We start from the raw sequence: 22,266 nt of genomic DNA, 5'->3' as shown, positions 1-22,266 counted from the left end.
GTCCTTAATCTATTGTTTTTTTGATGCTTTAAAACCATTTAATTTATTCATTGCTTCCTTAGTTCCATCTTTAATTATTCCTTCTACACCAATTAAAGAAGCTTCTATAACTTCCATTAAGACTTCTGATTCTTCCTTACTAAACCTACCTAAAACATGCGAAACTAAATCACCATTAGGTTGTCCTACGCCTATCTTAATCCTTGGGAAAACATCTCCACCTATGTTAGCTATTATACTTTTAATGCCATTGTGCCCCCCTGCACTTCCCTTTTCTCTAATTCTTAGTTTTCCAATCTCTAAACTAATATCATCATAAATCACTATAACTTCATCATCTTTTAGTTTATAGAAATTCATAACTTCTCTTATACTTTCTCCACTTAAATTCATATATGTAGTAGGTTTTAATAAAATAACTTTATTATTATTTATAAAGCCTTCACCGTATACCCCTTTAAATTTTATCCTATTTATATCTATATTATACTTATTTGAAATATAATCTATAGCTTCAAATCCTATATTATGTCTAGTGCCTTCGTATTCCTTTCCTGGATTTCCTAGTCCAACAATTAAAAACATATCCTGAAACCTCCTAATTACTATCGGCATATTTATTATTATACTATTTTTTTACAATAATAAAAGTCCTTTAAAATAAAATTGCAACCCTTTAATTGAGTTGCAACTATTATACATCTATTGGCTAATACTATCTAGTTTTATTTGTAGATTTCTAACTTCCCCCGCTCTCATTACCTTACAATTTAAAGTATCTCCATTTTTTTTATTTTTTAGTATTTTAGATACTTGACTTATACTTGTTATTTCATTTCCATCTATATTAAATATTATATCAGTAGGCCTTAGCCCTGATTTATATGAATTGCTATCACGCTTTATACGCGCTACATAAAAACCAACTACAGTAAATTTATCTTTTCCATTAATAAAGCCACCTTCTAAAACACCAAGTATATCTTTAACTTCATTTGTAGAATTTATTATCTCCTCTAAGGAGCTTACATCAACAGCATAATATAATCCGTTTTGTTTCATATCACTAGTTATCTTATAGCTAGCAATTCCTATAAGCTCTCCATTTAAATTACTTATTATTCCACCTGTATTTATAGGTGTTATCGGTGTATTAAGCTCCAATAATTCATAAGTATTATCTTTTACTTTTAAATTTCTATTAGTTGATGTAATAATCCCTGGTATTATATTATCTATATAGTCATCACCCACCGAATTGCTGATAAGAGCAATTCTTTGTCCTTCAAATTTCTCTGCTTTTGGAGCAAATTTAATTGGTACTAATTCATCACTATAATTGACTTGTATTATTGCCATATCAAGTTCTTCATTTCCTACAATAAATTCTGCACTAATTGGATCGCTATCCATTGATGATAACTTAACATATATTTGTCTTAAATCTTTTACCTTGGAATAATTCGTTAGTATTTTGCCATCATTATCTATTATTATTCCTGTTGAATTATTATCAAAATATAAGTTTTCAGTTAAATGCTCTTTACTATCACTTATTGTAACTAATGACTTTTTTAACTTTTCTGCCAATCTAGAGTAATCTATAGAAGAATCACCATTTTCTATATTTTTATTTATTTTATTAGACATATCTTTATATTTTTTTTCTATAATTAAATTAGAAAACAATACCCCTGATAATCCAGCTATAATAAATAAACATATAATCTTGCCACCTATCTTAATGTTAGATTTTATTTTTTTCCTTTTAAACTGTATTGAAGGAAAACTTTCATCCATAAATTTTTCTTTATTTTGTTTGTCTTTTATACTTTTATTCATAGATTTCATTCCTCCTATACTTTGTCTCTCTACTTAACCTGTCTTCTAAGAGTAAATGTAAATTTAACACCTTTATCAGGAATATTATTAACCCAAATATCCTGATTATGCTGTGATAATATTAATCTAACAATAGGCAATCCTAGGCCAGTACTTACTTTGTTTGTTCTGGACTTATCCCTTTTATAGAATCTATCCCATATTTTATTTATATCTTCTTTAGAAATATTAGGTCCACTATTAAATATACTTACATAAACCAATTCACCTTTAGCATATGTTTCTATTTGAATTTTTCCACTTTCTATTCCATACTTTATTGCATTTTCAAGAAGATTAGTTACAACTTGTATTATTCTATCTCTATCTGCAATACAATACTCATGACTATTATTAAATATTACTTCAACATTAATTTTCTTTTGCTTTATCTTTCCTTCTAAATTTAAGGTACATAAAGTGATAATTTCATTTATATCTAATTTAACAATATTCAAATTAAATTTTCCTGACTCCATAGATGATATATCTAAAAGATCATTCACAAGTCTTGATAGTCTGCAAACTTCATCATTTACTATATTTAAATAGTAGTTTTCTTTATCTTTAGGAATAACTCCATCTATAATCCCTGTTATAAAACCCTTAATAGATGTTATAGGTGACCTTAATTCATGAGATACATTTGAAATAAATTCTCTCCTTATGTTATCTACTTTCTCTAAAGATTCTGCCATTATGTTAAATGAATTAGCTAGCTCACCTATCTCGTCTTGAGAATCTATATAAACTCTCTTTTCAACTTCTCCTTTAGCTAACCTTTTTGCAGCATTATTTATTTCAGATAAAGGATTTATTAATATTTTCTGAGCGAAGTAATAAGTTACTATGCTAGACAAGATAACTGCAACTATTACAGATATCCAAATTATAATATATATTTTTTTTGATTCACTAATATTTTGATTATTTTCTATAAGAACTACTGATCCATTAAAATTCTCTTCATTAAATAATGGTTTTGAGTATGCTTTAAGTTTTTTGTTATCCTTATCAAAAAACTCTTTTTCTATCATTTGTCCAGATTTTAATAGCTTCATCTCTGAATCTGATATACTTAGCTTACTATATTTTAAATAAGAAAGGTTATCATTAGATACAGCATATACATAACCTTGATTATCTAAAATTATAGAGTCCATATTAACTGATATTTTAACCATCTTCATTGTATTTCTTAAATCATCATATGAAGTTTCATTATTCTGATTTAAATATTCTAATGTAGAATCTTGAATTAACTCTATATACTTATTTGCAAGCTCAGTTCTTTTATTTGAATATTCTCTATTAATAAATGCTGATAGAATCATTCCCACTAATATTAGTATTATTGAAGTAATAGATGAAAAAGCAATTAAAATTTTGTATATAACACTTTTTCTCTTCATTATTTCACCTCAAATTTATATCCAACTCCCCAAACTGTCTCTATTTGCCAGTTATCTCCACCACTAATTTTTTCTCTTAATCTTTTAATATGAACATCCACCGTCCTAGAATCACCTGGATAATCATACCCCCAAACCTCGCAAAGCAATTGTTCTCTTGTGAAGACTTTATTTTTATTACTTGCTAAATAATGAAGTAATTCAAATTCTTTAGGAGGCATTTTTATTTCTACATCTTTATATATAACATTATAAGAAGCTGAATCTACAACTAAGTCAGGATAATTAACTACCTCAGTGTCTTTTTCATCATAGTTATATCTCCTCATAACTGCTTTAACTCTTGCTAACAACTCTTTCGGCTCAAAAGGCTTTACTACATAGTCATCTGCTCCTAATTCTAAGGCTAAAACCTTATCAAAAGTATCTCCTTTCGCAGTTAACATAATTACAGGTATTTGACTAAACTTTCTAATCCACTTTAAAACTTCTATTCCATCCATACCTGGTAACATAATATCTAAAAGCACTAAATCTGGCTCAAACTCATCAAAAACACTACTAGCTTCTCTTCCATTATGACAAATTCTTGTTTCATACCCAGAACTTAATAAATACATATTTATAACTTCACATATATTTTCATCATCATCTACAATTAATACTCTACCTAATCTATTATCCATAATAACACTCTCCTTATTTTTATTATAATTGATTTATATCTTATTTTTAGCTTTTTACATTAATTATAAATAATAATTAATAATTGTAACAATTTATTAACTATTATTTGTAATTAAAAAGTCGCCAAGGCGAGCTTGCCGAGCCGTCGACTTTTTTTAGCGCATGTGCATTTCCGAAGCTTGCCTGAGGAAAATCTTGCACGCGCATTTTATTCTATTTTTTACTCTATAGGGCTAATTTTAATAACTTGTATGCTATAAATAATTTATCCAAAGATTTTAAAAATACAATTTCCTATAGAGTAAAAAAGCCCCTAAAAAGTTTGTGCTTCTTAGAGGGCTTTTATCCTATTATGTATTAAACTTCAAATAGTTTACTTATCGGTTCATCATCATATATTCTTTTTATTGCTTCTGCAAATAATGGTGCAACTGATAACGCCTTAAACTTTACTAAATTATCTTTTTCAGGTAATTTAACTGTATTTAGCATAACTAATTCTTCTATAGAAGAGTCATTTATTCTTTCAAAGGCAGGACCTGATAAAACTCCATGAGTGCAGCATGCATATACATTTGTTGCTCCTAAATCCTTTAAAGCATTTGCCGCATTTGCAATAGTTCCTGCAGTATCTATCATATCATCTATTAATATACATTTCTTGCCTTCAATGTCACCTATTATGTTCATTATTTCTGATACATTTGCCTTTGGTCTTCTCTTATCTATAATTGCTATTGGTGCATGTAATCTGTCTGCAAACTTTCTAGCTCTAGTCACACTTCCTAAATCAGGTGAAACAACTACAACATCATCTCTATCATCAAATCCTTTTTCTACAAAGTATTTTGCTAAAATTGGTGATCCTAATAGATGATCAACTGGTATATTAAAGTATCCTTGTATTTGTGCTGCATGTAAATCCATAGTTAACACTCTGTGAGCTCCTGCTGCTGTTAATAAATCTGCAACTAGTTTAGCTGTTATTGGATCTCTTGACTTAGCCTTTCTATCTTGTCTTGCATATCCATAGTAAGGCATAACAACTGTAATTCTTCCAGCTGAAGCTCTCTTAAATGCATCTATCATTATTAAAAGCTCCATTAAATTATTATTAACAGGTGAGCTAGTTGATTGTACTAAAAATACATCTGTTCCTCTTACAGTTTCTGCTATATCAACTGATATTTCTCCATCACTAAATGTTGAAACTTTAGCTTTACCTAGTGGCAATCCTAAAATATCTGCAATTTCTTTTGCTAATTCTGGATGTGAGTTTCCAGTAAATATTTTAATATTTTTTCCATGGGTTATCATTGTGTGAAGACCTCCTTAAATTTTTGGCACTTTTGTTTATCTAAATAACTATTTGTTAGTAAGACCTTTTTTATCAACCCAACCTTCGATATTTCTTTGTTTTGCTCTTGCAACTGCAAGTTCTCCTTCTTTTACATCGTTAGTTATAGTTGATCCTGCTGCTATATAGGTATTATCTTCTACTTTAACTGGTGATACTAAATTTGCATTACAACCTATAAAACTATTATTCCCTATTTCTGTTTTATGTTTCTTTTGTCCATCATAATTAACAACTACTGTTCCACAACCAAAATTACAGTTTTTACCTACTGAAGCATCTCCTATGTAAGTCAAATGTGATACTTTTGTATTGTCACCTATAGTTGATTTTTTAATCTCTACAAAATCACCTATTCTAGCACCACTTCCAATTACTGATTCTGGTCTTATGTATGCAAATGGACCAACAGTTGTTCTTTCCCCAATTTTACTATCTATAATAACTGACGATTGTATTTCAACATTATTTGAAATAATACTATTGGAAATTCTTGAGTTTGGATATAATATAACACCTTCTCCAATTTTAGTATTTCCTTCTATAACATTACCTGGATATATTATAGTATCTCTTTCAATCTCAACATCATCACCTATATATGTAGAATTTGGATCTATTAACGTTACACCATTTATCATGTGTCTTAAATTTATTCTTTTTCTTAAAATTTCTTCTGCTTGCGCTAGTTGAGCCCTTGAATTAACACCTATAGTTTCCTCATAGTCTATTACAACAGCCCCAACCTTTTTACCTTCTTCTTTTAAAATTCCAATAACATCTGTTAAATAGTATTCACCTTGATTATTATTATTTGATAATTTATCTAAAGAATTTAGTAATAATTCTATATCAAAGCAATATATAGCCGCATTCATTTCATTTATTTTTAATTCTTCTTCAGTGCAATCTTTATGCTCAACGATTTTTAAAACCTCGTCATTTTCTCTTACAACTCTTCCATAACCAGTTGGATCATCAACTATTGAACTTAATAATGTAGCACTATTATTATTTTCTATATGTGTTTTAAATAAACTTTCAACTGTTTCTGGCTTAATTAAAGGTGCATCTCCGCAAAAAACACCTACAACACCTTTTTTTCCTTTTAAAAATTCAATAGCACATTTTACAGCATGACCTGTACCTAATTGCTCCTCTTGTAATGAATAACTAACATTTTTTAAAGCAGTTTTTTCTTTTACTAACTCTGCTCCCTTTCCAATAATTACATCTATATCTTCTATGTTAGCTTTTCTCATAGTATCTATAACATGATTTACCATCTCTTTTCCACAAACTTTATGTAGAACCTTTGGTAAGTCGGATTTTATTCTTGTTCCTTGACCAGCTGCTAAAATTAATGCACACTTATACATAAAAAACACCTCACTATAAAATGTTAAGGACAAATTTATAATTAATTTAAAAAATATTCGTAAACATCTCATTATATTATATTGTATTAGAATAAGTATTTCAACCTTATTTATCCCATTACATATCTTTATATCAATTTATTGCTAAAATACAATTTAATATACAAACACTTCTCTAAAATATGACAAAAAAAATAAAAGGGCATACCCCTTTTATTTTTAAACAATATAAATTAGCCAACTATAACTTCAGCCTCATCTTCAACTCTAGCTTTTTCATAAGCTTCAAGTATTGACGTCTGAATCTTTTCTCTAGTGTCTGTGTTAATAGGATGCGCTATATCCTTAAACTCTCCATCTGGTGTCTTTCTACTTGGCATAGCTATAAATAATCCATTTTGTCCTTCGATTACCTTGATGTCATGAACTACAAATTCGTTGTCAAATGTAACAGAAACTATAGCTTTCATCTTTCCATCTGAAGCTATCTTTCTAATTCTTACATCGGTTATTGTCATTGCACTACACCTCCGTTGCTCTGATAGATAATAAATTCTATAAAAAACATAAAAATCCTTTTTTTATTTTTAAATTTTTTAAATTTTTTCAAATTTTACAATTTTCCATCTATAATTAGCAAAGATTATATTTTTATATAATAATATTTGAAGGCCTAACCTCTAAATCTTTTGACTCTCCTAAATGTTTAAGTTCAACTATAGATATATAATCTGAAACTCTCTTTTGTAATACACCTATATTATCTACTAACACTCCTATTCCTATTAACTCACTTTCAAACTCTTTTAATAAATCCTTTATTCCTTGAGCTGTACCTCCACCTCTTAAAAAGTCATCTATAAATATACATTTACTTTTAGCTTTCATAGACTTCTTTGAAAGTGACATCTGTTGAATTCTTCCACTAGTACCTGATACATAATTTATTGTAACAGTAGATCCCTCTGTTACTTTGCTATCTCTTCTTATTATAACTAATGGAATACCTAAATTCCTTGCAACTTCATAAGCAAGCGGAATACCTTTTGTTTCTACTGTTACTACATAATCTACTTCCTTATCATAAAATTCTGTAGATAAAATAACTCCTGCCTTACTTATTATTTGAGGATTATACATTAAATCTGTCATGTATATAAAATTTCCTGGAACTATTCTACTCTCATCCTTTAAAAGTTCACAAATATCCTCTGCAAATTTTTTTCTGCTTTCAGTTTCTATTCCAGGAATATATTTTATTCCCCCTGCTGCACCTGATATAGTTTCAACTCTTCCCATTTCTAATTTTTCTAAAACTTCTCTAACTATCACTATATCTTCACTTATAGTCGATTTTGCTGCATTTAATAAATCTGAAAATTTATTTAATCCTATAACCTTATTGGGATTTTCAGTTAAAATTTTTGTAATAGCTACTACTCTACTATTTCTGCTTAACTTTTCCAAAATATATCACCCACATCTTTATTTTTTCCGAATTATTCGTTAATTTCAAGCATCTAATATTCATATTTTATTCTATATCTTTCTCAATATCAATACATTTTAAACAGTTATCTCTGTAAATTTATTTATAATTGTCACTTTTTTTAATGTTTTTCACTAAATTATTTAATATACTGCTTTTTTATGTGTTCATTTTCTTAAATTTGTATATAATTATAAGGTGAAAACTATTTACAATAAGTTTGTAAAGAATTCTTAATAATAAAGGGGTTGATTTTTTTGTCTTTTGATCTTAATAAAGATTTAAATAAGAAAATTCATTTTATAGGTATTGGCGGAGTTAGCATGAGCGGTCTTGCTGCTGTTTTATTAACTAAGGGGTTTAAGGTATCCGGTTCTGATTCGAAAGAATCTGGCATTACTAATAAATTAAAATCTGAAGGTGCTGAAATTTACATAGGTCATAATAGAAATAACTTGAAAAATGTTGACTTAGTAGTTTATACAGCTGCTATTCCATCAGATAACCCTGAGATATTAGAGGCTAAGGAAAAAGAAATAGAGATGATGGACAGAGCAGAATTTTTAGGTTTAATTATGAATGGACATAAATATAATGTTGCTGTTTCCGGTACTCATGGAAAGACAACTTGTACATCCATGCTTTCTCATATAACCTTAAAAGCAAATTTAGATCCTACTATACTAGTTGGTGGAGATTTAGATGTAATAGATGGAAACTTTAAAATTGGAAACAGTGAGTACTTCTTAACAGAAGCTTGTGAATATAAAGAATCATTTTTAAAATTCTATCCTTATATAGGAATAATTTTAAATATAGATGCAGATCATTTAGATTACTACAGAGATCTAAATCATATAAAAGAGACTTTTGAAAAGTTCTCTAATATAATTCCTTCTGATGGATATTTAATCGGATATTGTGAAGATGAAAATGTAAATGAAATATTAAATAAAGCTCATTGTAATACTATTAGCTACGGAATAAATAAAGGTGATGTAACAGCTAAAAATATTTCCTTTAATAATAAGGGATGTGCTAGTTTTACTGTATGCAGAGATAACACAGAGTTATTTGATATTACACTAAATACTACAGGTAAACACAATATATTAAATGCCTTATCAACTATTTGTGTTGGATTAATATTTAACTTACCTCATTCTTCAATAATTGAAGGTTTAGCTGAATGTAAGGGAGCTCATAAAAGATTTGAATACAAAGGGGAATTTAATGGATCAACTATAATAGATGACTATGCACATCATCCAGTAGAAATTAAAGCTACTTTAGATACTGCTAATATAATTCCACACAAAAATATTTATGCAGTATTTCAACCTCACACTTATACAAGAACAAAAACGTTATTTAATGATTTTACTGAATGCTTTTCTAACTCAGATGAACTGCTACTTATGGATATATATGCAGCAAGAGAAAAAGATACTGGAATTGTAAGCTCTAATGATCTTGGAGATGCAATAAGGGCTAAAGGTATAAAGTGTATTAATATTCACAGTCACGAAGAAGCTGCTAATTATTTAAAAAGTAAAATCACTAAAGATGACATTGTTTTAACTATTGGTGCTGGAGATGTAGTTAAAGTTGCCGACTTAATTTTAAAATAATAGATATCAAATTTTTACTTATATTATTACTTTATTAGTAAATACTATATGGATATAGAACTTATATGCTAATATTATTTGGTATTGTTCTATTTCCTTATAGTATTTATTTTGTTTTCTTTTGACTAATATCCTAATAATATTGATATTGTTTGCTTTTTATATTTATTTTTATCTAGGTTTATTTTATAATTTACAAGAACTATAAGTATTTTTATATAATATTCTTATATATCTAAAATTATATAAAATACAAATTTTAGAGTAGAGGTGATTTCATGGAATTATCAAACAAAATTCAAAGTGCTGCAGATTTTATATTACAAAAATCTAAATACAAACCTGAAATCGGTTTAATTTTAGGATCTGGATTAGGATCATTAGCTGACTCTATAGAAAATCCTGAATTTTACCCTTATGAAGACCTTCCACACTTTCCAATATCAACTGTTGAAGGTCATGCTGGAAGATTAGTTATAGGCATGTTAAATGGAAAATGTGTTGTTGCAATGCAAGGTAGATTCCATTACTATGAGGGATACTGCTATAACGAAGTAACTTTTCCAGTTAGAGTAATGAAATTAATTGGAGTTAATAAATTAATCGTTACTAACGCTGCTGGAGCTGCTAACACAAGCTTTAAACCTGGAGATTTAATGCTTATAACTGATCACATAAACTTCTCTGGAGATAACCCTCTAATAGGTAGAAACCTTAAAGAGTTTGGACCTAGATTTCCAGATATGTCTACTGCATACGATCCAGAGCTTAGAAGTAAGGCTTTAGAAGTTGCAAAAGATCTAAACATTGATATTAAGCAAGGAGTATATATGATGTTTAGTGGTCCTACTTACGAAACTCCTGCTGAAGTTAGAATGGCAAGAATACTTGGTGGTGACGCAGTAGGTATGTCTACAGCTCCAGAAGTAATAATTGCAAATCATTCAGGAATGAAGGTATTAGGAATATCATGTTTAACTAATATGGCTGCTGGAATTTTAGAGCAACCTTTAAACCACGAAGAAGTAGTAGAAACTTCTAATATGGTAAAAGAGAAATTCACTTCATTTATGAATAAAATAATTGAAGTTATTTAATTATTTTACTATTTTACTAAAGAAAATTTTATAACCAAACGAAGGAGAAATTAAACTTGGAAAGATTTGTTGGAATACTAGGAATTATTGTTATATTAGGAATAGCTTTTTTACTTTCAGAAAACAAAAAGAAAATCAATTGGCGTTTAGTTGTATCTGGTTTAGGATTACAAATAATATTTGCTATATTAATATTAAAAGTTCCAGTTGGTAGAAGAGTATTTGAAAGTGCTAGTAGTGCAATAACAAAACTACTAGACTTTACTAAAGAGGGTACAAACTTCTTATTTGGACCACTTGCCGATGTAAGTGGAATAGGATTTGTGTGGGTAGTTCAAATTTTACCTACAATAATATTCTTTTCAGCATTAATGGGAGTGTTATACTACCTTGGAATAATGCAATTTATAGTTAAATTTATAGCTAAGTTTATAGCTAAGTTACTTGGAACTAGTGGTTCTGAAACATTAAGTGCAGTTGGAAACATATTTTTAGGTCAAACTGAAGCTCCACTTCTTGTTAAGCCTTTTGTAAAGGATATGACTAGGTCTGAACTTTTAGCTATAATGATAGGTGGAATGGCAACTGTTGCTGGTGGTGTAATGGCTGGCTACGTAGCAATGGGAGTTAATGCTGGTCACCTTTTAGCTGCAAGCATAATGGCTGCTCCTGCTGGATTAGTTTTAGCAAAAATTATAATTCCAGAAACAGAAGAAAGTAAAACTAAAAATTCTTCTGATATAGTAGTTGAAAATACTTCATCTAACTTAGTTGAAGCTGCTGCAAATGGAGCAAGTGATGGCTTAGGATTAGCATTAAATGTTGGTGCTATGTTACTAGCATTTATAGCCTTATTAGCTTTAGTTAATTTCTTAATAGGTGCTATAGGGGGGGTATTTGGATTTCCTGAGTTAAGTTTTCAATGGATTTTAGGAAAATTATTCTCTCCATTAGCATTTGTTATGGGAGTACCTTTATCAGATATTTCAGCTGCTGGTAGTTTACTTGGTCAAAAAATAATATTAAATGAATTTGTTGCATACTCTGAGCTTGGAAAATTAATAGCAGCTAATGTACTACAGCCAAAGACTGTGATGATGTTAACATATGCTTTATGTGGATTTGCTAACTTTAGCTCTATTGCAATTCAAATAGCAGGTATAGGTGGTCTGGCACCTGAAAAGAAATCTACTATTGCTAAACTAGGCTTTAAAGCTCTTATAGGTGGTGTATTAGCAACCTGCTTAACAGCAACAATAGCTGGTGTACTATTTTAGTATTTAGCTAAAAATTTTATTATAATTTTATTTAAATATAATAAGGCTGAGTTTTAGATAATATCTAAAACTCAGCCTTATTTTTAAATTATAGTTATCTCCTTACTTACAGAGTTTAATACTTCGCACCCATCCTTAGTTACTAATATTAAATCTTCTATTCTTACACCAAAGTCATCTTTTAGGTATATTCCAGGTTCTATAGAAAATATCATACCTGCTTTTATTTCCTCATTATTTACAGAACTAACGTCTCCAAAATCATGGTCTTCTATTCCTATACTATGACCTGTTCTATGAGTAAAATATTCACCATATCCAGCTGCTTCTATATAAGATCTAGCTGCTTTATCTATATCAGAGAATTTCATTCCTTCTTTTACTTTTCTTATAGCACTTTGATTTGCTTCCTTAACTGTATTATAAATCTTTGCATGCCTTTCATTAGGTGCTTCACCAAAAAATACTGTTCTTGTCATATCTGAACAATATGAATTGTACACACCACCAATATCTAGAACTATACTATGCCCTTTCTTTATAGTATCATTACTAGAATGATGATGCGGGTCGGCTCCATTAGGACTAACAGCAATTATGGGTGAAAATGAAAACTCATTTACTCCATAACTTTCATATAATTCAGTTAAAAGGTTAGCATAATATTTTTCTGTTTTTCCTTCTTTTAAGTTATCCCAAAGTTCAAGCATAACCTTATCATTAATTTCAGAAGACTTTTTCATTAAAGCTATTTCCTCTTGGTCTTTTATCATTCTTAATCTATCTATTATAGGTGATGAATTAACAAAAGCTTTTGCCCCATTATTATTCATAAGTTTTATTAAGAAATGTGCTGGCCAATTTTTATCCACACCTAAGGTCTTTTCTTTATCCACAACTGTGCATAATATGTTTATTGGATCCTCTATATCTGAATACCAAATTAAATCTACACCCAAATCTTCATATATAGGAAATAATTTATTAACTATAAATTTATGATTACCATTTGTGTTTAAATATAAAGCAATCATTCTCTCACCTGGTGAAACCCACTTTCCTGTTAAGTAAAAAATTGCTGGTGGAGATGATACTATTATTTGATTTAATCCTTGTTCCTCCATAGCTTTTAATACATTTTGTACTCTATTTAGCTTCATATCTGTACCTCCTTTTTTTAACCTATAAATATAATATACCTTATGGATGAAATAATATCTATTTATTATAATCATATTAAAATTATTTATCCTAAATATTTTAAGTGATATAATATAGAATATATTATTTAGGAGGATATACTTATGAAAATAGCTGCAATTTCGGATATACATGGAAATATTTACTCACTACTTAAGGTACTAGAGGATATAGATGAACAAAGAGTTGACTTAATAGTTTGCCTTGGTGATTTAGTTGGCTATGGTCCTCATCCAAATGAGGTTATTGCTTTAATAAAAAGAAGAGAAATCCCTTGTCTAAAGGGAAACTATGATGCATCAGTAGTAGATGAAGGCTTTACTTTTATAAGAGATAATTCAGTTAATTCATTTGCACTTCCTTGGGCATGTGAAGAAGTTAGAGCCTCAAATAAATATTATTTATCACAACTGCCAACATTTTTAGACTATGATATAAATGGAGTAAAAATTAAATTTACCCATGGTAGTCCTAATATAATAAATGAATATCTTTTCCAAGATGGGCAAAATACAGAAGATATAATGAAAAATCTTAAAGAAGATGTGTTAGTTTGTGCTCATACACATATTCCTTCTTACAAAAAGTTCGACCAAAAAACCTTTATTAACGTTGGAAGTGTTGGTAAGCCTAAAATAGGAAGACCTAACGCTACATATTGCTTAATTAATATTGATGAAAATAAAAATATAGATGTTAAATTTAGAGAATTAGAATATGAATTTAAAAGAATCGTTAAAGATGCACAAATGCTTAAATTTCCTGCTCAATTAGTTTCATCATATGAAAGTGGAAATGAATAATAAAGATTGCTACACTTTTTTAGCGTAGCAATTTTTATTATTTCTAAGTACATTTTTTTGTGTACTTTACTAGTCCTACTATTCTCAATTTTGATAAAATTTTTTTATCATTATTATGACAATTTTTAAAAGTATTACTATGGTCACGTCCTGCTTTAATACCAAAATGCTTTCCGTCTTTCCATTGAGGTATATCACAAGCATCATATATAGTTCCATTTATAGCTATATACGTTGGCATACCATTTTGTCCATTATATTTAGCTAATTCTTCTATAGTTAATTCAAGTAATCCATTGCCTCTTTTCTTATTGTGAAATGTAACTTCATTCAAATAAGAATTTATTTGATTACAAACCTTGTCCATAACTTGTAATATATTTTCCTTGTATTCTTCAGGATATGTTACTAGCATGCTTTTTAGTTTATTTAATTCAATAAATTTTTCTTCTAAGAAACCTCTATTGCTCATATAATCCTCCATAAAATGCTTTCTCAAATTATCTTATGATTTAAAGTTGCAAATGTTAGTGAATTGGTGTAAAATCGTAATAAACATTATAATTTTATTACTGTGATGAGAAGAGTAGCTATACGGAAGTAGTCTTAGCGAGTAAGGAATGGTGTAAGCCTTATACGAAGCCTCTAGTGAAGAACATCTCTGAGTTTCTAACCGAACAAGTGAAAAATGATCACCTTTTCCTTATATTAAAGGTGTAAGTTCGACTAACAAAATTAAAATTTTTAGTCTCACTTAAGTAGACTTAGACGGAGTCAAACCGTTATAATTTGAATGGCATTATCTGTGTCAATTGAGTGGCTATTTATAGCAATTTGGGTGGTACCGCGAAATTATCCTTTCGTCCCTTTTTAGGGATGAGAGGTTTTTTTATTTTATAAAAATTTATTTTAGGAGGAACAATAATGGATAAAGCTAGTTTAGTAAAATCACTTTACAGAAATCAAGATGAATATTTATCTAAGGAAATAAAAATTTCTGGTTGGATAAAAACTTTAAGAGCATCAAATGCTTTTGGATTTATTGAAGTAAATGATGGTACATTCTTTAAGAATGTTCAAGTTGTTTTTGATAATAAACTTGCTAATTTTAAGGAAGTATCAAAACTACCTATTAGTTCATCAATAACTGTTATAGGTACTTTAGTTGCTACTCCAGAAGCTAAACAACCTTTTGAAATTCAAGCTAATGAAATAGTTATAGAAGGTATGTCTCAATCAGATTACCCTCTTCAAAAGAAAAGACATAGTTTTGAATACCTTAGAACAATAGCTCATTTGAGACCTAGAAGTAATGCATTTTCAGCTGTATTTAGAGTACGTTCAGTATCTGCTTATGCTATACACAAATTCTTCCAAGAAAGAGGTTTTGTTTATACTCATACACCTTTAATTACTGGAAGCGATGCTGAAGGTGCTGGTGAAATGTTTAGAGTTACAACTCTAGATTTACACAACGTTCCAAAAACTGAAGAAGGCGCTATAGATTTTAAACAAGACTTCTTTGGTAAAGAAAGTAATCTTACAGTATCAGGCCAATTAAATGGTGAATGCTATGCATTAGCATTTAGAAACATTTATACTTTTGGACCTACTTTTAGAGCTGAAAACTCAAATACAGCAAGACATGCTGCAGAGTTCTGGATGATAGAACCTGAAATAGCATTTGCTGATTTACAAGATGATATGGAATTAGCTGAAGATATGCTTAAGTATGTTTTAGAATATGTTTTAGCTGAATGTCCAGAAGAAATGGCATTCTTTAATCAATTTGTTGATAAAGGAATACTAGATAGATTAAATCATGTAATTTCATCTGACTTTGGTAAAGTAACTTATACAGATGCAGTTGAAATACTAAAGAAAGCTGATAAGAAGTTTGAATACCCTGTTGAATGGGGAATTGACTTACAAACAGAACACGAAAGATATCTTACTGAAGAACATTTTAAAAGACCTGTATTTGTGACTGATTATCCAAAGGATATAAAAGCATTCTATATGAGGCTGAATGATGATGGAAACACAGTTGCTGCAACAGACCTTTTAGTTCCAGGTATAGGAGAACTTATAGGTGGTAGCCAAAGAGAAGAGAGGTTAGACATCTTAACTAAGAGAATGGCTGAACTTGGACTTAAAGAAGAAGATTACTGGTGGTATTTAGAGCTTAGAAAATACGGAGAAACTAAGCACGCTGGATTTGGATTAGGTTTTGAAAGACTAATAATGTACATTACAGGAATGTCAAACATCAGAGACGTAATACCATTCCCAAGAACTACAGGACAATCTGATTTCTAATAAAACAAAACCTAGTAAACAGCTTGCTTACTAGGTTTGTTTAATTAAGTTAATCAATTTAGAAACATTTTTATTACATAAAGTTTATTGTGTTATTTTTACACTTAAAGTTTTAAATGTGATCCATCACAAAATGGTGGATTTTTAGTGTGATTACAAGCGCATAAATGCGCCTTCTCACTTTTTTTAGCAATAAAAGTTAAAGGTGTGAATGATGTACCTACATGTGCACCATTACAAAATGGTATACTTGAACTTTTTCCACATGTGCACCAAAAGTATGTTTGATCTTCTTTTAACTCCACTAAAATAGGATGCTTTTTCGCTATTAAAGACTTGTCCATAACGATTTCTTGTGAATGTTCTTTAATAATTTCATCATATTCAGCTTTTATTTTATTAGCAAGCTTTTGATCCTGCTTAGCTACATTAACTAGATACATTAATATATTTCCGGGATAAATAACATCATCTTTAAAATATGTACTTTCTAATGATTTTCTACTTAATGATATTATACAATTTTCATCATGATCTTGCTTGCATTCTTTACACAACCTGCATACACTTGCTATGCTTTTAGCAGTCAGATTTTCGTTATATACTTTTATGTCATTTTTAGGTATTAATTTAATCCCATCACTAATTATCTTCAATCCATTTTTCTTGGTAGCTTCTACAGCATTTTTAGCAAATCCTATATTGCACTTGAATGGTATACATTGGTTTGTGTTGTAAAATTTACATTCTAAACAAATTTTATTTAAATTTTCTTCTATTCTTTCATAATAATTCATTAAAAAAACTCCTTTTATATCATAATTAATGGTTAAAAGTAAATTGGTATTTTACAATTTTAAAATACTACATAATGTTATTTGTCATGAAATTGAAGTCATGAGTTTTTAAGAAGAGTTTTATATTATTTGATATTTTTAACATTATATTGAAAAATATCTGTGGTTGTCAAGGATTCATAAAGTTTTATACTATTTTGCATAACTTTAACACAAACTTAGAATTTTATGTTGAAATATCCTTTAAACAACAATTTGATCTAGAAATATTAACTATTACATTGGCATCTCTTTTAATGGTAGGTACTACATTATCAGTATTATAATTAACCTACTAGTTTATTTATAGCAAGCTAGGGGTTAGCATATTCTAGGTATAATATCTTCCTCCAACATACCTAATATTCTTGTACCATTAATTTTAGTTTTTAAATACACCTTTCCTCGGTCATCCTTTACTACTTCTCCTATTAAAGCTGCATTTTTTCCTAAAGGATTATTTTTCATGACTTTAATAACCCCCTCTGAATCTTCCTTTGAAACGATCAATACGATTTTGCCCTCATTTGCTATATATAATGGATCGACTCCTAATATTTCACAAATAGCGCTAACATCCTCTCTTACTGGGATAGAGTTTTGATTTAATAATATACTTATGCTCTTTTCTTCTATTACTTCATTTAAAGTTGTAGCAAGTCCACCTCTTGTAATATCCCTAATAAATTTAACTTTTTTACTAGCCTTTAAAATATCTCTAACTAGTAAATGTAGTGCATTGCAATCACTTTGTATTTCAGACTCTAGATTTAGCTCCTCCCTCGCACATAGTATAGTTATTCCATGATCTCCTAATGTACCACTTGCAATAACCTTATCTCCTTCTTCAATCCTTTGACTAGATAGATTTAAATTATTTTCAAATACGCCTATGCCTGTAGTATTAATATAAACCTTATCTCCCTTACCTCTTTCCACTACCTTGGTATCCCCTGCAACTATTTTAACACAACATTGCTTTGCAGTTTTAGCCATGGATTTAACAATTCTCTCTAAATCACTAATTCTTAACCCTTCTTCAATTATAAATCCAACTGTAATATAAAGAGGTTTTGCCCCACTGACAGCTAAATCATTTACTGTCCCACATATGGATAATTTACCTATATCTCCTCCTGGAAAAAATATTGGATTTATTACATATGAATCAGTTGTTATAGCAATTTTCTCACCTAAATTTTTAATTATACTAGAATCTCCTTGCTCTAGAAGTATTTCATTATTAAAATGTTTATAAAAAATTTTATTAATAAGTTCATTAGTTTTCCTTCCACCACTTCCATGAGATAAAGTAATAATATCCATATTCAACAACCTCTTTTATTATTAGTTTAAATACATATAATGTATTCTACAAGTTCCCTCTCTAGACACCATACAAACTCCTACAGGATTAGAAGGAGTACATTTATTACAAAAAAATTTACAATCCTCTGGAGCTTTCTTTCCCTGTATTATGTATTCACAAATACATCCTTTTAAAGCCTTACTCTCTTTAACTTTTATATTAAACTTAACTTCTGCATCATAGTCACTATATTCACTATTAATCTGTAATCCACTATTTTCAATGAATCCAAGACCTCTCCAGTTGCCATTATAATTATCAAAAACCTTATTCATCAACTCTTTAGCTTTTTTATTTCCTTCATATCTAACAAATCTGCCGTAAATATTCCTTAAATTAATCTGATTTTCCCTTATCATATCTACTAATAAATAAATGGCTGCCATAACATCCTGGTCATCAAAACCAGCTATAACTGATGGTATTTTTAGTTCTTCGCTAATAAAACTAAAGTCTCTTTCACCAATAATAGTACCTACATTCCCTGGACAAATGATACCATCTACCTTGACATCCTTATCACTAATTAAATATTCAATAGCTTGAGGCATAGTTTTTAAAGCACTAAACACACTAAAGTTTCTTAAATTTCTCATATAAGCCTTTTCTATAGCAAGAGCAATAGTTGGTGCTGTGGTTTCAAATCCTATTGCTAAAAATACAACTTCATTATCAGGGTTTTTTCTAGCAACATTTACTGCTTCTAATGGCGAATATATTACTCTTATATCCATACCTAAAGCTTTCTGAAGATTTAGAGAACCATTAGTTCCTGGAGTATTGATCATATCCCCAAATGTTGTTATTATTATATCTTTTCTTTCACTTAACTTTATAGCTGCATCTATATAGCCTTGACTTGTTACACATACAGGACATCCTGGACCACTAATTAATTTTATATTATTAGGTAAAATGTTCTTTATTCCACTTCTTAAAATTGACATAGTGTGAGTTCCGCAAATCTCCATTATTCTTATTTCCCTATCTATTTCTAAACCTTTCATATTTCACCTTCATATTCAGAACTAAATAATTTATCAAATAATTCTTGTGTAATTTTTCCTTGTTCTCTATCTAATTTTTCTATTGCACAACCTGAATGAACAAGAAGGTAGTCTCCTATATCCACATCATCTAAAAGAGCTATATTCACCTTCATCCTAACACCATTATAATGTACCATTGCTTCCTCATTATATATTTCAATAACCTCAAGTGGAACTGCAATACACATGTTTTTAATTCATCTCCCTTTCATTTGCTATTACTAGCTGACCTAATGAAATACCTTGATCGTTACAAGGTATTTGTTTATTTATATAAACACTAAAGGACCTTTTTCTTAAAGCATTATATATTCCATTAAGAAGAATTTTATTTTGAAATACTCCTCCACTAAGTGCAACTTTTTTAATTCCATAATCCTTTGATAACTTTTCACAAACATCTAATGTAAAATTAATTATAGTATTATGAAAGCGCATAGAAATAACTTCCTTTGAAGTTTGTTTTTTTAAATCTGCAATTATTCCAGTAATTATATTATCTGTGTTTATAATATAGTTTTCATTTATAAAATCTATACTAAACTTATAGCTACCTACATTATTACCTGAAGCTATATTTTCTAAATAAATAGCAGCTTCCCCCTCAAAGGTCACTCTTTTGTTAAAACCTAGAATATAAGCAACTGCATCAAACAATCGTCCCATACTTGATGTTTTTGGAGAATTTATATCTTTTTTAATCATATCAATACATATTTCAATTTCTTTTTCTTCTATAGATGACGTTTTATTATAATTTAAATTACATATCTCTTTTAAATTTTCCTTTACCTTATCCCCATAAGTCTTGTAAAGATAAGAAATAGCCATTCTAATAGGATTTCTAGCTGCTATATCTCCTCCAGGCATAGCTACTAAATTTAAATGTCCACCTCTTTTAAAATCCTTACAATTAGCTAATAAAAATTCCCCTCCCCATATAGTTCCATCATTCCCATAACCTGCTCCATCGTAAGCAACACCAATAACTTTATTTTTTATTTTATTCTCAAATAAAACACTAACAATGTGAGCATGATGATGGTAAACACCTATCTTCTTCCCCTTAAATTTTTTTAGATATTCAGATGAAAAAATATTGGGATGAAAATCATAAGCTACTAACCTTGGATTTATATTATAAATATTTTTTAGTGTATCTATAGCCTCGTCATATCTATTTAAGGTTTCTAAATTTTCTAAATCACCTATGTATTGGCTTAAAATTATATTTTCATCCTTACAAAAACAAAATGTATTTTTTAAATGCGAACCAAGACTTAGGCTTTCTTTAAAATTTTCTCCCTTTAAATATAACGGTGAATAACCTCTTCCTAGTCTAACAACCCTTTCCCCTTCTAAAATAAATCTAGTTACAGAGTCATCTACTGAAGTGTAAATATCTCTATTGTTAATAAGATGATAATCTACTATGCTACTTAACTCTACTATAGCTTTTTTGTTATCATAAATTATTGGCATCCCATTAATATTTGCACTTGTCATAATAAGTGTATCTAAATCTTCATCAAAGAGAAGATAGTGCAATGGAGTGTAGGGAAGCATAATACCTAAGGTCTTGTTACCTAGAGCTATATTGTAAGGTAATATTTCTTCCTTTTTATTAAGAATCAATATAGGTTTTTTATTACTCAACAATATTTTTTCTTCATCTATAGATAAAAAACAATATTTTTTTACAGTTCCAATATCTTTCATCATTAAAGCAAATGGCTTCGTTAATCTATTCTTTTTCTTTCTAAGGTTATTTATTGTATATTCATTTTTACCATCACAAACTAAATGAAATCCTCCTATACCTTTAATGGATAATATTTTCCCTTCCTTTATTAGCTTAATAGTTTCTTTAATTGGATTTTCTGTATCTACTTTGTTTCCTTTTTTATCAACTAGCTCTAATTCTGGTCCACATTTATAACAACAATTAGGCTGTGCATGAAATCTTCTGCTAAATACATTATTATATTCTTCATTACAAGATTTACACATTTTGAAATCATTCATAGTTGTTGATGATCTATCATAAGGAAGTGACTTTATTATTGAATACCTTGGTCCACAGTTTGTACAGTTAGTAAAAGGATATAAATATCTGTTACTTTTTTTATCTATAATATCTTTATAGCAATCTTTACAAATCCCTAAATCATGTGTAATAAATGTCATTCCCTTGCTTTCATTAATACTTCCTTCTATATTAAAAGCTTTATAGTTCACTAATTCTCTATCTTCTATTATAAATTTCTCAATATTTAAAAGCTCTAAGGATGGATTTTTTAAATCATTTATAAAGTTATATATAGATTTTTTATTTCCTTCAACATCTATAATTACACCTGTGCTACTATTTTTTATAAATCCATTTACATGATTTTTTAATGCTATTTTATATACGAAAGGTCTAAACCCTATACCTTGTACTAATCCCTTTACCAATATATATTTTCTAATCATAGTAT

20 protein-coding genes and 1 other annotated feature are annotated in these 22,266 nt (G+C 28.9%); of the genes, 5 read left to right on the top strand and 15 right to left on the bottom strand.

What is annotated here, in order from left to right; all coding sequences use genetic code 11:
- Positions 1 to 9 precede the first annotated feature (9 nt).
- The 8 genes from pth to purR all read right to left on the bottom strand — a co-directional run bounded on the left by pth (position 10) and on the right by purR (position 8,183).
- A complete protein-coding gene (pth, locus tag ACZJV1_RS00860; protein ID WP_411169470.1) occupies positions 10 to 585 on the bottom strand; it encodes an aminoacyl-tRNA hydrolase in 576 nt (191 codons plus the stop codon).
- Between the two features lie 117 nt (positions 586 to 702).
- Positions 703 to 1,842 (bottom strand): S1C family serine protease, encoded by a 1,140-nt coding sequence (locus ACZJV1_RS00855; protein ID WP_463651141.1) that lies wholly within the window; start codon positions 1,840 to 1,842, stop codon positions 703 to 705.
- A gap of 29 nt (positions 1,843 to 1,871) precedes the next feature.
- Positions 1,872 to 3,293 (bottom strand): sensor histidine kinase, encoded by a 1,422-nt coding sequence (locus tag ACZJV1_RS00850; RefSeq protein WP_460288468.1) that lies wholly within the window; start codon positions 3,291 to 3,293, stop codon positions 1,872 to 1,874.
- Positions 3,293 to 3,979, bottom strand: coding sequence for a response regulator (locus tag ACZJV1_RS00845; protein WP_460288470.1), 687 nt, complete (start codon positions 3,977 to 3,979; stop codon positions 3,293 to 3,295). The genes ACZJV1_RS00850 and ACZJV1_RS00845 overlap by 1 nt, the downstream gene beginning before the upstream one ends.
- A gap of 358 nt (positions 3,980 to 4,337) precedes the next feature.
- Positions 4,338 to 5,297 (bottom strand): ribose-phosphate diphosphokinase, encoded by a 960-nt coding sequence (locus tag ACZJV1_RS00840; RefSeq protein WP_411169466.1) that lies wholly within the window; start codon positions 5,295 to 5,297, stop codon positions 4,338 to 4,340.
- A gap of 48 nt (positions 5,298 to 5,345) precedes the next feature.
- Positions 5,346 to 6,716, bottom strand: coding sequence for a bifunctional UDP-N-acetylglucosamine diphosphorylase/glucosamine-1-phosphate N-acetyltransferase GlmU (gene glmU / locus ACZJV1_RS00835; RefSeq protein WP_463651140.1), 1,371 nt, complete (start codon positions 6,714 to 6,716; stop codon positions 5,346 to 5,348).
- A gap of 233 nt (positions 6,717 to 6,949) precedes the next feature.
- Positions 6,950 to 7,234 (bottom strand): septation regulator SpoVG, encoded by a 285-nt coding sequence (gene spoVG / locus ACZJV1_RS00830; RefSeq protein WP_322459703.1) that lies wholly within the window; start codon positions 7,232 to 7,234, stop codon positions 6,950 to 6,952.
- 133 nt (positions 7,235 to 7,367) lie between these two features.
- Complete coding sequence (gene purR, locus ACZJV1_RS00825) at positions 7,368 to 8,183, bottom strand: pur operon repressor (RefSeq protein WP_460288475.1); 816 nt, start codon at positions 8,181 to 8,183, stop codon at positions 7,368 to 7,370.
- Between the two features lie 279 nt (positions 8,184 to 8,462).
- Between purR and murC the strand changes: the two genes are divergently transcribed.
- From murC to ACZJV1_RS00810, 3 genes are all read left to right on the top strand, one after another.
- Positions 8,463 to 9,836 carry a UDP-N-acetylmuramate--L-alanine ligase gene (murC, locus tag ACZJV1_RS00820; RefSeq protein ID WP_463651139.1) on the top strand — a complete coding sequence of 458 codons (1,374 nt, stop codon included), beginning with the start codon at positions 8,463 to 8,465 and terminating at the stop codon, positions 9,834 to 9,836.
- A gap of 278 nt (positions 9,837 to 10,114) precedes the next feature.
- Positions 10,115 to 10,933, top strand: coding sequence for a purine-nucleoside phosphorylase (locus ACZJV1_RS00815; protein ID WP_411169462.1), 819 nt, complete (start codon positions 10,115 to 10,117; stop codon positions 10,931 to 10,933).
- A gap of 56 nt (positions 10,934 to 10,989) precedes the next feature.
- Positions 10,990 to 12,210, top strand: a complete 1,221-nt coding sequence (locus tag ACZJV1_RS00810) for a NupC/NupG family nucleoside CNT transporter (RefSeq protein WP_463651138.1) — start codon at positions 10,990 to 10,992, stop codon at positions 12,208 to 12,210.
- Between the two features lie 83 nt (positions 12,211 to 12,293).
- On the opposite strand, the gene ACZJV1_RS00805 is transcribed toward ACZJV1_RS00810, so the two are convergent.
- Positions 12,294 to 13,370: a M24 family metallopeptidase gene (locus ACZJV1_RS00805; protein WP_463651137.1), complete on the bottom strand. Its 1,077-nt coding sequence runs from the start codon at positions 13,368 to 13,370 to the stop codon at positions 12,294 to 12,296.
- A 144-nt stretch (positions 13,371 to 13,514) separates the two neighbouring features.
- Here ACZJV1_RS00805 and ACZJV1_RS00800 point away from each other — a divergent pair, with 144 nt between their 5' ends.
- Positions 13,515 to 14,213 (top strand): metallophosphoesterase family protein, encoded by a 699-nt coding sequence (locus tag ACZJV1_RS00800; RefSeq protein ID WP_411169459.1) that lies wholly within the window; start codon positions 13,515 to 13,517, stop codon positions 14,211 to 14,213.
- 43 nt (positions 14,214 to 14,256) lie between these two features.
- On the opposite strand, the gene ACZJV1_RS00795 is transcribed toward ACZJV1_RS00800, so the two are convergent.
- Positions 14,257 to 14,685 carry a cytochrome b5 domain-containing protein gene (locus ACZJV1_RS00795; RefSeq protein WP_463651136.1) on the bottom strand — a complete coding sequence of 143 codons (429 nt, stop codon included), beginning with the start codon at positions 14,683 to 14,685 and terminating at the stop codon, positions 14,257 to 14,259.
- Positions 14,686 to 14,778: 93 nt separating this feature from the next.
- Positions 14,779 to 15,084, top strand: a binding site (T-box leader).
- 53 nt (positions 15,085 to 15,137) lie between these two features.
- On the opposite strand from ACZJV1_RS00795, the gene asnS reads away from it, so the two are divergent.
- Positions 15,138 to 16,532, top strand: coding sequence for an asparagine--tRNA ligase (gene asnS, locus ACZJV1_RS00790; RefSeq protein WP_463651135.1), 1,395 nt, complete (start codon positions 15,138 to 15,140; stop codon positions 16,530 to 16,532).
- Between the two features lie 104 nt (positions 16,533 to 16,636).
- Here the strand turns inward: asnS and ACZJV1_RS00785 are convergent, their stop codons facing one another.
- The 5 genes from ACZJV1_RS00785 to hypF all read right to left on the bottom strand — a co-directional run bounded on the left by ACZJV1_RS00785 (position 16,637) and on the right by hypF (position 22,261).
- Positions 16,637 to 17,329, bottom strand: coding sequence for a CDGSH iron-sulfur domain-containing protein (locus ACZJV1_RS00785; protein WP_460288487.1), 693 nt, complete (start codon positions 17,327 to 17,329; stop codon positions 16,637 to 16,639).
- 360 nt (positions 17,330 to 17,689) lie between these two features.
- Positions 17,690 to 18,694, bottom strand: coding sequence for a hydrogenase expression/formation protein HypE (hypE, locus tag ACZJV1_RS00780; RefSeq protein WP_463651134.1), 1,005 nt, complete (start codon positions 18,692 to 18,694; stop codon positions 17,690 to 17,692).
- Positions 18,695 to 18,715: 21 nt separating this feature from the next.
- Positions 18,716 to 19,744, bottom strand: a complete 1,029-nt coding sequence (gene hypD, locus ACZJV1_RS00775; RefSeq protein ID WP_463651133.1) for a hydrogenase formation protein HypD — start codon at positions 19,742 to 19,744, stop codon at positions 18,716 to 18,718.
- Positions 19,741 to 19,974, bottom strand: coding sequence for a HypC/HybG/HupF family hydrogenase formation chaperone (locus ACZJV1_RS00770; protein WP_460288492.1), 234 nt, complete (start codon positions 19,972 to 19,974; stop codon positions 19,741 to 19,743). Before ACZJV1_RS00770 ends, hypD begins: the two co-directional genes overlap by 4 nt.
- 4 nt (positions 19,975 to 19,978) lie before the next feature.
- Positions 19,979 to 22,261, bottom strand: a complete 2,283-nt coding sequence (gene hypF, locus ACZJV1_RS00765) for a carbamoyltransferase HypF (protein WP_463651132.1) — start codon at positions 22,259 to 22,261, stop codon at positions 19,979 to 19,981.
- Positions 22,262 to 22,266 lie beyond the last annotated feature (5 nt).

The sequence above is a fragment of the Clostridium sp. LS3 genome (genome assembly GCF_055330225.1).
This window is presented reverse-complemented; position numbering and strand designations above follow the sequence as displayed.

Bases quoted from the DNA above. Each gene is read 5' to 3' on its own strand.
- pth (WP_411169470.1), bottom strand. From the start codon at position 585: ATGTTTTTAATTGTTGGACTAGGAAATCCAGGAAAGGAATACGAAGGC.
- ACZJV1_RS00855 (WP_463651141.1), bottom strand. From the start codon at position 1,842: ATGAATAAAAGTATAAAAGACAAACAAAATAAAGAAAAATTTATGGAT.
- ACZJV1_RS00850 (WP_460288468.1), bottom strand. From the start codon at position 3,293: ATGAAGAGAAAAAGTGTTATATACAAAATTTTAATTGCTTTTTCATCT.
- ACZJV1_RS00845 (WP_460288470.1), bottom strand. From the start codon at position 3,979: ATGGATAATAGATTAGGTAGAGTATTAATTGTAGATGATGATGAAAAT.
- ACZJV1_RS00840 (WP_411169466.1), bottom strand. From the start codon at position 5,297: ATGATAACCCATGGAAAAAATATTAAAATATTTACTGGAAACTCACAT.
- glmU (WP_463651140.1), bottom strand. From the start codon at position 6,716: ATGTATAAGTGTGCATTAATTTTAGCAGCTGGTCAAGGAACAAGAATA.
- spoVG (WP_322459703.1), bottom strand. From the start codon at position 7,234: ATGACAATAACCGATGTAAGAATTAGAAAGATAGCTTCAGATGGAAAG.
- ACZJV1_RS00815 (WP_411169462.1), top strand. From the start codon at position 10,115: ATGGAATTATCAAACAAAATTCAAAGTGCTGCAGATTTTATATTACAA.
- ACZJV1_RS00805 (WP_463651137.1), bottom strand. From the start codon at position 13,370: ATGAAGCTAAATAGAGTACAAAATGTATTAAAAGCTATGGAGGAACAA.
- ACZJV1_RS00800 (WP_411169459.1), top strand. From the start codon at position 13,515: ATGAAAATAGCTGCAATTTCGGATATACATGGAAATATTTACTCACTA.
- ACZJV1_RS00795 (WP_463651136.1), bottom strand. From the start codon at position 14,685: ATGAGCAATAGAGGTTTCTTAGAAGAAAAATTTATTGAATTAAATAAA.
- asnS (WP_463651135.1), top strand. From the start codon at position 15,138: ATGGATAAAGCTAGTTTAGTAAAATCACTTTACAGAAATCAAGATGAA.
- ACZJV1_RS00785 (WP_460288487.1), bottom strand. From the start codon at position 17,329: ATGAATTATTATGAAAGAATAGAAGAAAATTTAAATAAAATTTGTTTA.
- hypE (WP_463651134.1), bottom strand. From the start codon at position 18,694: ATGGATATTATTACTTTATCTCATGGAAGTGGTGGAAGGAAAACTAAT.
- hypD (WP_463651133.1), bottom strand. From the start codon at position 19,744: ATGAAAGGTTTAGAAATAGATAGGGAAATAAGAATAATGGAGATTTGC.
- ACZJV1_RS00770 (WP_460288492.1), bottom strand. From the start codon at position 19,974: ATGTGTATTGCAGTTCCACTTGAGGTTATTGAAATATATAATGAGGAA.
- hypF (WP_463651132.1), bottom strand. From the start codon at position 22,261: ATGATTAGAAAATATATATTGGTAAAGGGATTAGTACAAGGTATAGGG.